Origin of the sequence: Enterobacter sp. SA187 (genome assembly GCF_001888805.2) — a bacterium.
GTDB lineage: Bacteria > Pseudomonadota > Gammaproteobacteria > Enterobacterales > Enterobacteriaceae > Enterobacter_D.
This window is the reverse complement of record NZ_CP019113.1, coordinates 1690577-1704040: the sequence shown is the minus strand read 5'-3', so window position 1 is coordinate 1704040 and position 13464 is coordinate 1690577. Positions and strand designations below refer to the sequence as shown.

The window sequence follows — 13464 nt, the reverse complement described above, 5'->3', positions numbered from 1 at the left end:
GAGACGCCCATGCAACTGAAACCCACTCTCGTCGTCGCCCTCGGCGGCAATGCGCTGTTAAAACGCGGCGAGCCGCTGGAAGCCGATATTCAGCGCAAAAATATTCTGCTCGCGGCGCAGACCATCGCCCGGCTGACTCACGACTGGCGCGTGGTGCTGGTGCACGGCAACGGGCCGCAGGTGGGCCTGCTGGCGCTGCAAAACAGCGCCTATGACAAGGTCACGCCCTACCCGCTGGATGTGCTGGGCGCGGAAAGCCAGGGAATGATTGGCTACATGCTGCAACAGGCGCTGAAAAACCTGCTGCCGCAGCGGGAGATCAGCGTGCTGCTCACGCAGGTGGAAGTGGACGCCGCCGATCCGGCCTTCCGCCAGCCGACCAAATACATCGGCCCGGTGTATGACGAAGCCCAGGCCGCCGCACTGAAAGCGGAAAAAGACTGGACCTTCAAAGCCGACGGGAATTATTTCCGCCGCGTGGTGCCCTCGCCGCAGCCCCGGCGCATCGTCGAGCGCGATGCCATTAACGCGCTGATCGGCCGTGACCATCTGGTGATCTGCAACGGCGGCGGCGGCGTGCCGGTGGTGGAGAAAGCCGACGGCTACCACGGCATCGAGGCGGTGATCGACAAAGATCTCTCCGCGGCTCTGCTGGCGCGGCAGATCGAAGCCGATGCGCTGCTGATCCTCACCGATGCCGATGCGGTCTATGTCGGCTGGGGCACGCCAGCCCAGCGCCCGCTCACCCAGGTCACGCCAGAACAGCTTAACGGAATGACCTTTGATGCCGGATCCATGGGGCCGAAAGTCGCCGCCTGTTGCCGTTTTGTCGACGAGTGCCACGGCATCGCCGGGATAGGCGCGCTGACGGACGGCCCGGCGATCCTCGCCGGTGAGAAAGGTACGTTGATCCGGCATTAAGCCTTCATACCCTTTTGCCGGATGGCGGCTGCGCCTTATCCGGCCTACGGCCTGTAGGCCGGATAAGGCGCAGCCGCCATCAGGCGTTAAAAACTGAATAAGGAAATACTTATGTCCCACTCCCTGAAAAACCGCAATTTCCTCAAGCTGCTGGATTACACCCCGGCGGAGATCCAGTCGCTGATCGATCTGGCCATCGAACTGAAAGCCGCCAAAAAAGCCGGACGTGAACAGCCAACCCTGACCGGGAAAAACATTGCGCTGATTTTTGAAAAAACCTCCACCCGCACCCGCTGCGCCTTTGAAGTGGCGGCCTTCGATCAGGGCGCGCAGGTCACCTATATCGGCCCGTCCGGTTCGCAGATCGGCCACAAAGAGTCGATGAAAGACACCGCCCGCGTGCTGGGACGCATGTATGACGGCATTGAATACCGCGGCTACGGCCAGGCCATTGTCGAAGAACTGGGCGAATTCGCGGGCGTGCCGGTATGGAACGGCCTGACCAACGAATTTCACCCCACGCAGATCCTCGCCGACCTGATGACCATGCTGGAACATGCGCCGGGCAAGACCCTGCCGGAACTGCGCTTCGCCTATCTGGGTGATGCACGTAACAACATGGGCAATGACCTGATGGTGGGCGCAGCGAAAATGGGCATGGACATCCGTCTGGTCGCGCCCCGCGCCTTCTGGCCGGAAGAGGCGCTGGTGGCGCAGTGCCGCGCTATCGCCCGCGAAACCGGCGCGCGCATCATGCTGACGGAGGACGTCGAAGAAGGCGTCAACGGCGTTGATTTTCTCTACACCGACGTCTGGGTGTCGATGGGCGAACCGAAAGAAGCCTGGGCCGAGCGCGTCAGCCTGATGAAACCTTACCAGGTCAACAGCGCCGTCGTGAAAGCCACCGGTAACCCGAACGTCAAATTTATGCACTGCCTGCCCGCGTTCCATAACGAGCACACCACCATGGGCCGGGAAATCGAAATCGCCTACGGGCTGAAGGGGCTGGAAGTCACCGAAGAGGTGTTTGAGTCGGCGAACTCCATCGTTTTCGACGAAGCAGAAAACAGAATGCACACCATTAAAGCGGTCATGGTGGCGACACTCGGCGAGTAATTATCCGGGCGCGCCGGTGAGCTGGCGCGCCCGCACAGGGAGATCACCCCATGGGCAAGTTCAAATTTCCTTCCGCTTACACCATTTTATTTATCCTCATCGCGCTGGTCGCCGCCCTGAGCTGGATCGTCCCCGCCGGGCAGTATCAGATGATGATGAACGAGACCCTCGGCAAAGAAGTGCCGGTGGCCGGCACCTACGCGCAGGTCGCCGCCCATCCGCAGGGGCTGGTTGCCGTGCTGATGGCCCCCATCGGCGGGCTGTACGATCCCGTCACCGGCCAGGCGGGCGCGATAGACGTGGCGCTCTTTATTCTGATCATCGGCGGCTTTCTGGGGATCGTCACCAAAACCGGGGCGATCGATGCCGGGATCGCCCGCGTCACCCTGAAACTGCACGGCCACGAAGAGTGGATGATCCCGATCCTGATGGGCCTGTTCGCTGCGGGCGGCACCATCTACGGCATGGCGGAAGAGTCGCTGCCGTTTTACACCCTGCTGGTGCCGGTGATGCTGGCGGCGCGTTTTGATCCGGTGGTGGCTGCTTCAACCATTCTGCTTGGCGCGGGGATCGGCACGCTCGGATCCACCATCAATCCCTTTGCCACGGTGATCGCCGCCAACGCCGCCGGGATCCCCTTTACCAACGGCATCTTACTGCGCGTGCTGTTGCTGGCGGTAGGCTGGCTGATCTGCGTGGCCTGGGTGATGCGTTATGCCCGTAAAGTGCGCCAGGATCCGGCCAGCTCCATCGTGGCGGATAAGCTTGACGAAAACCGCGCGCATTTTCTTGGCGATAAGCCGCAGGAGATGCTGGAATTCACCCCGGTGCGCAAACTTATCCTCGTGATCTTCGCCCTCGCCTTCGCGGTAATGATCTACGGCGTGGCGGTGCTCGGCTGGTGGATGGCGGAGATCTCGGCGGTGTTTCTGGCGGCGGCGATTATCGTCGGGCTGATTGCCCGCATGAGCGAAGAGGAGCTGACCTCCACCTTTATCAACGGCGCGCGGGATCTGCTCGGCGTGGCGTTGATCATCGGCATCGCGCGCGGCATCGTGGTGATCATGGATAAAGGCATGATCACCCATACCATTCTGCACAGCGCCGAAGGGATGGTGAGCGGGCTGTCCACCGTCGCCTTTATCAATGTCATGTACTGGCTGGAAGTGGTGCTCTCTTTCCTGGTGCCGTCGTCCTCGGGTCTGGCGGTGCTGACCATGCCGATCATGGCGCCGCTGGCGGATTTCGCTAACGTCAATCGCGATCTGGTGGTCACGGCCTACCAGTCCGCCTCCGGCATTGTGAATCTGATCACACCCACCTCTGCCGTTGTGATGGGCGGCCTGGCCATTGCGCGCGTACCTTATGTGCGTTACCTGAAGTGGGTTGCGCCCTTGCTGTTGATCCTGACGGTGGTGATCACCGTTGTGTTAAGTCTTGGCGCCCTGCTCTAGTTTTCGCCGGATGGCGCGCGCCACCGGGCATTTTGGCAACTAACTGGAATAAAACGATGAAGGAATACGCAGAATGCACCGCCAGAGAGCAACTTCAGCTCGCTGTCTGCCAGCGTCTTATTGTGGAGAAAAGCTATTTATCGCAGGAGGCGATCCGCCGCGATTTACAGCTGCATGGTTTTGACAGCATCAGTCAGTCCACCGTTTCGCGGCTGTTAAAGCTGCTGGGCGTGATAAAAATACGCAACGCGAAAGGACAAAAGATTTATTCCGTGAATCCACAGTTACGCCCGGCACCCGATGCCGCGCGATCCGTGTCGGAAATGGTGGTCAGCGTTGAGCACAATAGTGAGTTTATCCTTATCCATACCGCCGCCGGATACGGGCGCGCCGTCGCCAGGATACTGGATTATCATGCGATCCCGGACATTCTCGGCGTGGTGGCGAGCAGCAACATTGTCTGGGTCGCGCCACGGGATGTCTCGCGTACCGCACTGGTGCATAAACGCGTTAATTATCTGTTAAGAATGCATTGATATGCAAAATAACCGTTTGCCTTATACAAATCGTGCATTGAATCACTTGATCCACAAAAGCAGCTGAGTATAATGCCGGGCAATTTGCCGGGAGGAAAGCATGGTCAACTGCGTACGACATCGCGTCTTACCGCGTCTGAAAACAGACGCAGGCCTGCCGTTTTTCTTCCCGTTGCTCACGATATTCACAGCCCCTCTTATTGAGGGGCTTTTTTTTGCGCAGGCGTCAGGAGAGAACGATGGCTAATCCGCTCTATCAAAAACATATCATTTCCATAAATGATCTCAGTCGCGAAGAACTGGAACTGGTGCTGGCAACCGCCGCCAGACTGAAGGCCACGCCGCAACCGGAGCTGCTTAAGCACAAAGTGATCGCCAGCTGCTTTTTTGAGGCCTCCACGCGCACCCGCCTCTCTTTTGAAACCTCCATGCACCGCTTAGGGGCCAGCGTGGTCGGCTTCTCCGATAGCAGCAACACCTCGCTGGGTAAAAAAGGCGAAACGCTGGCAGACACCATTTCGGTGATCAGCACCTATGTCGATGCGATTGTCATGCGTCACCCGCAGGAGGGCGCGGCGCGGCTGGCGACGGAGTTTTCCGGCGGCATTCCGGTACTGAATGCCGGGGATGGCTCGAACCAGCATCCGACCCAGACCCTGCTCGACTTGTTTACCATTCAGGAAACCCAGGGCCGCCTGGAAAATCTGAATATCGCGATGGTCGGCGATCTGAAATATGGCCGCACCGTGCACTCGCTGGCGCAGGCGCTGGCGAAATTCAGCGGCAACCGCTTCCTGTTTATCGCGCCTGCAGCACTTGCGATGCCGCAGTACATTCTGGATATGCTCGACGAAAAGGGCATTGCGTGGAGCGTGCATGACAGCATCGACGAGGTGATGCCGGAAGTGGACATTCTCTATATGACCCGCGTGCAGAAAGAGCGCCTGGATCCGTCGGAATACGCCAACGTGAAGGCGCAGTTTGTACTGCGCGCCAGCGACTTAACGCATGCGCGCGCCAATATGAAAGTGCTGCACCCGCTGCCGCGCGTGGATGAGATCCACACCGATGTCGATAAAACCCCGCACGCCTGGTACTTCCAGCAGGCCGGTAACGGCATCTTTGCCCGCCAGGCGCTGCTGGCGCTGGTTCTTAATCGCGATTTGGTTCTGTAAGGAGCACTGAGATGACACACGATAATAAACTCCAGGTCGAAGCCATCAAACGCGGCACCGTGATTGACCATATCCCGGCGCAGGTGGGCTTTAAGCTGCTGACGCTGTTCAAGCTGACCGAAACCGATCAGCGCATCACCATCGGCCTGAATTTGCCGTCAGGCGAAATGGGGCGCAAAGATCTGATCAAAATCGAGAACACTTTTCTTACCGATGAGCAGGTGGATCAGCTCTCTTTATATGCGCCGGACGCGACGGTAAACCGCATTGATGAGTATGAAGTGGTGGGAAAATCGCGCCCGAAACTGCCGGAGCGCATCGACGCCGTGCTGGTGTGCCCGAATAGTAACTGCATCAGCCATGCCGAACCGGTTTTCTCCAGTTTTGCAGTGAAAAAACGCGCCAGCGACATCGCGCTCAAATGCAAATACTGTGAAAAAGAGTTTTCCCATTATGTGGTGCTGGCCAGCTAATTGAGGTTGGTAATGGGTTCTGCGCTGCCTATAATGGCGCGGAACCCCTTATTTTCGCTGTTATTCAGGAGAAATCATGACTAAAACCATCGCGACGGAAAATGCACCAGCAGCCATTGGTCCTTATGTTCAGGGTGTTGATCTGGGCAGTATGATCATCACTTCCGGGCAGATCCCGGTGGATCCGAAAACCGGCACCGTGCCGGACGACGTTTCCGCTCAGGCGCGTCAGTCGCTGGAAAACGTGAAAGCTATCGTTGAAGCAGCGGGCCTGAAAGTGGGCGACATCGTGAAAACGACGGTGTTTGTGAAAGATCTGAACGATTTCGCCACCGTTAACGCCACCTATGAAGCATTTTTCACCGAGCATAACGCCACCTTCCCGGCACGCTCCTGCGTGGAAGTGGCGCGTCTGCCGAAAGATGTGAAGATTGAAATCGAAGCGATTGCGGTACGCCGTTAAAGCATCGTTGCCCGGCGACGCTGCGCTTGCCGGGCCTACGTCTAACCTGTAGGCCGGGTAAGCGTAGCGCCACCCGGCAAACAGGTTAAAGCACAACTCCCCCCTCACTGCCACCCGTACCGGCGGCTGTAAAATCCTTTCACCAGCTGCGTCAACGCCATATACCCCAGCAAAATCCCCGCCAGCCACGGGAAGTACGCCAGCGGCAGCGCCTGGAGTTGCAGATAGCTTGCCAGCGGCGAGAACGGCAGCCCGATGCCCAATACCATCACTACCGCCGTCATCATCAGCAGCGGCCAGGCGGCGCGACTCTGGAAGAAGGGCACGCGGCGGGTGCGGATCATATGCACAATCAGCGTCTGGGACAGCAGCCCCACCACAAACCAGCCGGACTGGAACAGCGTCTGCGCTTCCGGCACGTTGGCGTGGAACACCCACCACATCACACAGAACGTCAGAATGTCGAAGATCGAACTGATCGGCCCAAAGAACAGCATAAAGCGCCCCAGATCGGCGGGGTTCCACCGCTGTGGCTTCTGGATCTGCTCATCGTCAACGTTATCAAAGGGGATCGCCACCTGTGACACATCGTACAGCAGGTTCTGGATCAGTAAGTGCAGCGGCAGCATGGGTAAAAACGGCAGAAACGCGCTCGCCACCAGCACGCTGAACACGTTGCCGAAGTTAGAACTGGCGGTCATTTTGATGTACTTGAGCATATTGGCAAAAGTACGACGCCCCTCGATCACGCCAGCTTCCAGCACCATCAGGCTCTTTTCCAGCAGAATGATGTCGGCGGCTTCGCGGGCGATATCCACCGCACCGTCCACGGAAATGCCAATGTCCGCTGCCCGCAGCGCCGGGGCATCGTTGATGCCGTCGCCCATAAAGCCCACCACATGCCCTTCACGTTTTAGCAGCGTGACGATGCGCTCTTTGTGCATCGGCGTCAGACGGGCGAACAGCGTGGTGCGCTGCGCCAGCGCCGCCAGCTCGTCATCGCTTAACCCTTCGATATCGCTGCCGGTGACCACCTCGCCCGCGTTCAGCCCGACGTCGTGGCACACTTTCGCCGCCACCAGCTCGCTGTCGCCGGTAAGGATTTTCACCGTGATGCCGCTGGCGTGTAGCGCTTTCAGCGCCGGTGCGGTGCTCTCTTTCGGCGGATCGAGAAACGCGATATAGCCTTCGAGGATCAGGTCTGACTCATCGGCACGCTGATAATCCCCCTGCCGCGCCGCGAGGTATTTACTCGCCACTGCCACCACACGCAGCCCCTGACGGTTGAGCGTCTGGGTAACGCGCTCGATGCGGCGCAGCATAGCCTGATCCAGCGCTGTCACCTCGCCGTTATGCCGCACATGGCTACAGACGCTGAGCATCTCCTGCAACGCCCCTTTGCAAATCAGTAGCGGCGCATCCGGCGTTTCCGCCACCACCACCGACATGCGGCGGCGCTCAAAATCAAAAGGGATCTCGTCGATTTTTTGCCAGCGCGTGGAAAGCTCCCGCGCACTGTCTTCGTCCACCCCTTCCAGCACCGCCACGTCCAGCAAGTTTTTCAGACCGGTCTGGTAATGGCTGTTCAGCCACGCGGTGTGAAGTACGTGCTTACTAACTTTTCCGGCGATGTCCGTGTGGTTCTCCAGCACGATTTTGTCCTGGGTCAGGGTGCCGGTTTTATCGGTGCACAGGATGTCCATCGCGCCGAAGTTCTGGATGGCGTCCAGATGTTTCACGATCACTTTCTGTTTAGACAGTTTCACCGCGCCGCGTGCCAGCGTCGAGGTGACGATCATCGGCAGCATTTCCGGGGTTAAGCCCACCGCCACCGACAGCGCAAACAGCGCCGCTTCCCACCAGTCGCCTTTGGTGTAGCCGTTAATCAACAGCACCAGCGGCGCCATGACGAGCATAAAACGGATCAGCAGCATACTGACGCGGCTGATGCCTTTCTGGAACGCATTCGGCTCGGTGGGCTGTTCGCTGACGCGCCCGGCCAGCTGACCAAACCAGGTGTTGCCGCCGGTGGCGATGACCATCGCCTGCGCCGTGCCGCTCACCACGTTAGTGCCCATAAAGCACAGGGTGTCGCACTCCAGCGCATTGGTTTGCGCGGCATTACGTGTGACGGCGAGTTTCTCCACCGGCAGCGATTCGCCGGTCAGCGAGGCCTGCGCCACGAACAGATCCCGGGCCTGTATCACGCGCAAATCGGCAGGGATCATATCCCCCGCCGCCAGCCGGACAATATCCCCCGGCACCAGTTCTTCCAGCGGCAGTTCGCACCAGGCGCTTTCGCCTTTGTCGTTGATCACCCGCAGCACGGTGGCAGTGTTGCTGACCATCGCTTTCAGCGCGTCGGCGGCGCGGGTGGATCGCGCTTCCTGGATAAAATTGAGCAGCGTGGCGATCGCCACCATCAGGCCGATCACCCCCGCGGCAAACATATCTTCGGTGGCGTAAGAGATCACGCCGAGCAGCGTCAGCAATAAATTGAACGGGTTGCGATAGCACAGCCACAGGTGCACCCACCAGGGCGATGGCGCCTGCGCCGGAATGCGGTTTTCGCCGTGCTTGTCGCGGCTGGCCGTGACTTCCTGCGGGTTAAGCCCTTCAGGATGGCTGCCGAAGCTGCGCCACAGTTGAGATTCGTCCATCGCCGCCACGTTGAGGCAGTGAGCGCTGAGCGAAGCCGGGATCGGGGTTACGCCTGCGGTAGTGGCATCCGGCAGCGGGCTGCGGTCAACCAGACGGCGTGGTAAATGGCGGCTGAGCGCAAAGAAGCGCTGCCGGATAAAATTTTTCAGCATAAAAAGTCCCTCTGCGCCCGCAGGCGCAAATGTTATTTTGCAGGGACGTAAAACGTCGCTGCCCTACGCGTCCGGCAAGGCAGCGAAAACAGGCTTACCGGAACGCGGGAAAACTCCCGTCGGGGAGAGGGGTGGGATCAGGATCCATGTTGCCTCCGGTAAAAGTGATAAGGTGAAGTTGCGGCGCATAATAACGCCCGGCAACTAAACCGGACGTAAACCAGACGTTGTGCATTGTATTTTGTCGCAGAATCATTAGGCTGATACCGACCTCAAAGGAAAGGACGCATGCAAAACCGACTGACAATCAAAGACATCGCCCGCTTAAGCGGCGTGGGTAAATCCACCGTTTCGCGCGTGCTCAATAATGAGAGCGGCGTCAGCGTCCAGACCCGTGAGCGCGTGGAAGCCGTCATGCAACAGCATGGCTTCTCCCCGTCCCGCTCGGCGCGGGCAATGCGCGGCCAGAGCGATAACATCGTGGCGATCATCGTCACGCGCCTGGATTCGCTGTCGGAAAACCTTGCGGTACAGACCATGCTGCCAGCGTTTTACGCCCAGGGTTACGATCCGATCATGATGGAAAGTCAGTTCTCTCCGGCGCTGGTGGAAGAGCATCTTGGCATGTTACGTCGCCGCAATATCGACGGCGTGGTGCTGTTCGGCTTTACTGGCCTCACGGAAACCCTGCTTGCGCCCTGGCAGTCTTCGCTGGTGCTGATGGCGCGGGACGCCAGCGGCTTCGCCTCCGTCTGTTATGACGATGAACGGGCGATCCAGATGCTGCTGGAAAAGCTCTACGCCCAGGGGCACCGGCATATCAGCTATCTCGGCGTGCCTGCCAGCGACACCACCACCGGCCAGCGCCGCCACGACGCCTATCTGCATTTCTGCGCACAGCATCAGATGCAGCCCGTCGCCGTGCTGCCGGGCCTGGCGATGAAACAGGGTTATGAGCACGTCGCCCGCGTCTTAACGCCGGACACTACTGCGCTGGTCTGCGCCACTGATACTCTGGCGCTCGGCGCGAGTAAGTACTTACAGGAGCAGCGCATCACCGCCCTGCAACTGGCCAGCGTCGGCAATACGCCGCTGATGAAATTCCTGCATCCGGAAATCGTCACCGTCGATCCCGGCTACGCTGAAGCGGGCCGTATGGCCGCCACCCAGCTGATCGATCAGATCACCGGCCGCGCCGAACCGCGCACCATTATCGTCCCCGCCCGCCTCGGTTAATCTATGCTTGTATGATTTAGTGTGATCCTTAACCGATTTCGGGAACGTTCCCTTTTCGCTTTTGCCGATCCGCAGATACTCTTTCAGCTGTTCCCTACGCATAATTCCAAAACCTCTGTGAGGCTTCACGATGAGCAAAAAAGTAGATCAAGCTGACATCGATAAATTAATCGAGCTGGTTGGCGGACGGGATAACATCGCCACCGTCAGCCACTGTATTACCCGCCTGCGCTTTGTGCTTGATAACCCGGCGAAAGCCGATCCGAAAGCCATTGAAAAACTGAAAATGGTGAAGGGCTGCTTTACCAACGCCGGACAGTTCCAGGTGGTGATCGGCCCCGATGTCGGCGACTACTACAAAGTCCTGCTCGCCACTACCGGTCAGGCTCATGCGGATAAAGAGCACGCCAAACGGGTGGCGCGCCAGAATATGAAATGGTACGAGCAGCTGATCTCGCACTTTGCGGAGATCTTCTTCCCGCTGCTGCCAGCGCTGATCAGCGGCGGTTTGATTCTGGGCTTCCGTAACGTTATCGGCGATCTGCCGATGAGCAACGGACAGACGCTGGCGCAAATGTCCCCGGCGCTGAAAACCATTTATGACTTCTTGTGGCTGATTGGCGAGGCGATCTTCTTCTACCTGCCGGTGGGGATCTGCTGGTCGGCGGTGAAGAAAATGGGCGGCACGCCGATCCTCGGTATCGTGCTCGGCATTACGCTGGTTTCGCCGCAGTTAATGAACGCTTACTTACTGGGCCAGCAGGTGCCGGAAGCCTGGAACTTTGGCCTGTTCAGCATTGATAAAGTAGGTTACCAGGCGCAGGTCATCCCGGCGCTGCTGGCGGGTCTGGCGCTTGGCTATATTGAATTGCAGCTGAAGCGTATCGTCCCCGCCTACCTCTATCTGGTGGTGGTGCCGGTCTGCTCGCTGCTCCTCGCAGTGTTCCTTGCCCATGCCTTTATCGGCCCCTTTGGTCGTCTGATCGGCGACGGCGTGGCCTTTGCCATGCGCCATCTGATGACCGGCAGCTTCGCCCCGATAGGCGCGGCGCTGTTTGGCTTCCTCTATGCGCCGCTGGTGATCACCGGGGTGCACCAGACCACGCTCGCTATTGATATGCAGATGATCCAGAGCATGGGCGGCACACCAATGTGGCCGCTGATTGCCCTGTCGAACATCGCTCAGGCGTCCGCCGTGGTGGGGATCATCATCGTCAGCCGCAAAGAGAATGAACGTGAGATTTCGGTGCCTGCCGCTATCTCCGCTTTCCTCGGCGTGACCGAACCGGCAATGTACGGTATCAACCTGAAATACCGCTTCCCGATGCTGTGCGCGATGATTGGCTCCTGCCTCGCCGCGCTGCTGTGCGGATTATACGGCGTGATGGCGAACGGCATCGGCGTCGGCGGTCTGCCGGGTATTCTTTCTATCCAGACCGGTTACTGGCAGGTCTACGGCATCGCCATGGTTATCGCCATTGTCGTGCCATTAGTGCTCACGACCTTTATGTACCAGCGCAAAGCCCGCCAGGGATCGCTACAGATTGTTTGATGCTTCGGGGGCGCGACGGCGCCCCTTTTTACGATCGGGACGACACGATGAATACACTTCCCCACTGGTGGCAGACCGGCGCTATCTACCAGATTTACCCCAAAAGCTTCCAGGACACCACCGGCAGCGGACGCGGCGACTTACGCGGCGTAACACACCGCCTCGACTATCTGAAAATCCTCGGCGTCGACGCCATCTGGCTGACGCCGTTTTATATCTCGCCGCAGGTGGATAACGGCTACGACGTGGCGAACTATACCGCCATCGATCCGGGATACGGCACGCTGGACGATTTTGACGAGATGGTGACCCAGGCCCATGCGCGCGGCATCCGCATCGTACTGGATATGGTGTTAAACCATACCTCCACGCAGCACGCCTGGTTTCGCCATGCGCAGGATCCCGCCAGTCCGTACCGCGAATTTTATATCTGGCGCGACGGCTCGCCCCTGACGCCGCCAAACAACTGGCGCTCGAAATTCGGCGGCAGCGCCTGGCGCTGGCATGCGGAGAGCGGGCAGTACTATCTGCACCTCTTCGCTCCGGAGCAGGCGGATCTGAACTGGGAAAGTCCGCAGGTGCGCGCCGAGCTGAAAAAGGTGTGTGAATTCTGGGCCGATCGCGGCGTCGACGGGCTGCGTCTTGATGTGGTGAATCTGATTTCCAAAGATCAGGATTTTCCGCCGGATGAGCTGGGGGACGGGCGTCGTTTTTACACCGACGGGCCGCGCGCCCATGAATATTTGCAGGAGATGAGCCGCGACGTTTTCCGCCCGCGCGGACTGATGACGGTGGGCGAAATGTCCTCCACCACCCTCGATCACTGTCGGCAGTATGCCGCCCAGGATGGCCGCGAGCTGTCGATGACCTTTAACTTCCATCATCTGAAAGTGGACTACCCCGGCGGCGAGAAATGGACGCTGGCGGCCCCGGATTTCGTGGCGCTGAAGACGCTGTTCCGCTACTGGCAGCAGGGGATGCATCAGGTGGCATGGAACGCGCTGTTCTGGTGTAACCACGATCAGCCGCGCATCGTGTCGCGCTTCGGGGATGAAGGGGAATACCGCGTCACCTCGGCGAAAATGCTCGCCATGGTGCTGCACGGTATGCAGGGCACGCCCTATATCTATCAGGGCGAAGAGATCGGCATGACCAACCCGCACTTTACGCGTATTACCGATTACCGCGACGTGGAAAGCCACAATATGTTTGCCGAACGCCGCGCCGCCGGTCAGGACGCCGATCAGCTGCTGGCGATCCTCGCCTCCAAATCCCGCGATAACAGCCGCACGCCGATGCAGTGGGATGCCTCTCCCCATGCCGGGTTCACCCGGGGCGAGCCGTGGATCGCCCTGTGCGAGAACTATCCGCAGGTGAACGTGGAGGCGGCGCTGCGCGATGCGGACTCGGTGTTTTATACCTATCAGGCGCTGATTGCGCTGCGCAAACGCGAGCCGGTGCTGACCTGGGGAGATTATGAGGATCTGCTGCCTGCGCATCCTTTCGTGTGGTGTTATCGCCGCCAGTGGCAGGGGCAGACGCTGCTGGTGGTGGCGAATCTGAGCGGGGAGAATCAGGCATGGGAGCCGGAGGAGATGGCGGGCGACTGGCGGGTGGTGATGAGTAATTATGCGGAGGTGGCGCAGGCCCCTGCGAAGGCGGTGTTAAGGCCGTATGAGGCGGTGTGGTGGAGGCAGGGGGAGGCTTAGTTTTAGATGAGGGCAG

Annotated in this window: 11 protein-coding genes and 1 pseudogene; 11 read left to right on the top strand and 1 reads right to left on the bottom strand. The window is 59.2% G+C overall.

Annotated features, from left to right (window positions below; all coding sequences use genetic code 11):
- Nucleotides 1–9: 9 nt before the first annotated feature.
- The 8 genes and pseudogenes from arcC (at nt 10) to ridA (ending at nt 6138) form a co-directional block, all read left to right on the top strand.
- Nucleotides 10–921 (top strand): carbamate kinase, encoded by a 912-nt coding sequence (gene arcC, locus BMF08_RS08150; protein ID WP_072570363.1) that lies wholly within the window; start codon nt 10–12, stop codon nt 919–921.
- Nucleotides 922–1032: 111 nt separating this feature from the next.
- Nucleotides 1033–2037: an ornithine carbamoyltransferase gene (argF, locus tag BMF08_RS08145; protein WP_072570362.1), complete on the top strand. Its 1005-nt coding sequence runs from the start codon at nt 1033–1035 to the stop codon at nt 2035–2037.
- Nucleotides 2038–2087: 50 nt separating this feature from the next.
- Nucleotides 2088–3491 (top strand): YfcC family protein, encoded by a 1404-nt coding sequence (locus BMF08_RS08140; RefSeq protein ID WP_072570361.1) that lies wholly within the window; start codon nt 2088–2090, stop codon nt 3489–3491.
- Nucleotides 3492–3547: 56 nt separating this feature from the next.
- Nucleotides 3548–4027, top strand: a complete 480-nt coding sequence (locus tag BMF08_RS08135) for an arginine repressor (RefSeq protein WP_072570360.1) — start codon at nt 3548–3550, stop codon at nt 4025–4027.
- 100 nt (nt 4028–4127) lie between these two features.
- A pseudogene (pyrL, locus tag BMF08_RS08130) lies at nt 4128–4261 on the top strand (pyr operon leader peptide); the annotation flags it as partial.
- A 5-nt stretch (nt 4262–4266) separates the two neighbouring features.
- Nucleotides 4267–5202: an aspartate carbamoyltransferase gene (pyrB, locus tag BMF08_RS08125; RefSeq protein ID WP_072570358.1), complete on the top strand. Its 936-nt coding sequence runs from the start codon at nt 4267–4269 to the stop codon at nt 5200–5202.
- 11 nt (nt 5203–5213) lie between these two features.
- Nucleotides 5214–5675 (top strand): aspartate carbamoyltransferase regulatory subunit, encoded by a 462-nt coding sequence (gene pyrI, locus BMF08_RS08120; RefSeq protein ID WP_072570357.1) that lies wholly within the window; start codon nt 5214–5216, stop codon nt 5673–5675.
- A 76-nt stretch (nt 5676–5751) separates the two neighbouring features.
- Nucleotides 5752–6138, top strand: a complete 387-nt coding sequence (gene ridA / locus BMF08_RS08115; protein WP_072570356.1) for a 2-iminobutanoate/2-iminopropanoate deaminase — start codon at nt 5752–5754, stop codon at nt 6136–6138.
- A 104-nt stretch (nt 6139–6242) separates the two neighbouring features.
- Here the strand turns inward: ridA and mgtA are convergent, their stop codons facing one another.
- The gene (gene mgtA / locus BMF08_RS08110) at nt 6243–8951 is read right to left on the bottom strand and encodes a magnesium-translocating P-type ATPase (RefSeq protein WP_072570355.1); all 2709 of its coding nucleotides are present in this window, start codon (nt 8949–8951) and stop codon (nt 6243–6245) included.
- Between the two features lie 288 nt (nt 8952–9239).
- Between mgtA and treR the strand changes: the two genes are divergently transcribed.
- The 3 genes from treR (at nt 9240) to treC (ending at nt 13448) form a co-directional block, all read left to right on the top strand.
- The gene (gene treR, locus BMF08_RS08105) at nt 9240–10187 is read left to right on the top strand and encodes a trehalose operon repressor TreR (RefSeq protein ID WP_072570354.1); all 948 of its coding nucleotides are present in this window, start codon (nt 9240–9242) and stop codon (nt 10185–10187) included.
- A gap of 130 nt (nt 10188–10317) precedes the next feature.
- Nucleotides 10318–11739, top strand: a complete 1422-nt coding sequence (treB, locus tag BMF08_RS08100; protein WP_072570353.1) for a PTS trehalose transporter subunit IIBC — start codon at nt 10318–10320, stop codon at nt 11737–11739.
- Between the two features lie 47 nt (nt 11740–11786).
- Nucleotides 11787–13448 (top strand): alpha,alpha-phosphotrehalase, encoded by a 1662-nt coding sequence (treC, locus tag BMF08_RS08095; protein ID WP_072570808.1) that lies wholly within the window; start codon nt 11787–11789, stop codon nt 13446–13448.
- Nucleotides 13449–13464 lie beyond the last annotated feature (16 nt).

Bases quoted from the DNA above. Each gene is read 5' to 3' on its own strand.
- arcC (WP_072570363.1), top strand. From the start codon at position 10: ATGCAACTGAAACCCACTCTCGTCGTCGCCCTCGGCGGCAATGCGCTG.
- argF (WP_072570362.1), top strand. From the start codon at position 1,033: ATGTCCCACTCCCTGAAAAACCGCAATTTCCTCAAGCTGCTGGATTAC.
- BMF08_RS08140 (WP_072570361.1), top strand. From the start codon at position 2,088: ATGGGCAAGTTCAAATTTCCTTCCGCTTACACCATTTTATTTATCCTC.
- BMF08_RS08135 (WP_072570360.1), top strand. From the start codon at position 3,548: ATGAAGGAATACGCAGAATGCACCGCCAGAGAGCAACTTCAGCTCGCT.
- pyrB (WP_072570358.1), top strand. From the start codon at position 4,267: ATGGCTAATCCGCTCTATCAAAAACATATCATTTCCATAAATGATCTC.
- pyrI (WP_072570357.1), top strand. From the start codon at position 5,214: ATGACACACGATAATAAACTCCAGGTCGAAGCCATCAAACGCGGCACC.
- ridA (WP_072570356.1), top strand. From the start codon at position 5,752: ATGACTAAAACCATCGCGACGGAAAATGCACCAGCAGCCATTGGTCCT.
- mgtA (WP_072570355.1), bottom strand. From the start codon at position 8,951: ATGCTGAAAAATTTTATCCGGCAGCGCTTCTTTGCGCTCAGCCGCCAT.
- treR (WP_072570354.1), top strand. From the start codon at position 9,240: ATGCAAAACCGACTGACAATCAAAGACATCGCCCGCTTAAGCGGCGTG.
- treB (WP_072570353.1), top strand. From the start codon at position 10,318: ATGAGCAAAAAAGTAGATCAAGCTGACATCGATAAATTAATCGAGCTG.
- treC (WP_072570808.1), top strand. From the start codon at position 11,787: ATGAATACACTTCCCCACTGGTGGCAGACCGGCGCTATCTACCAGATT.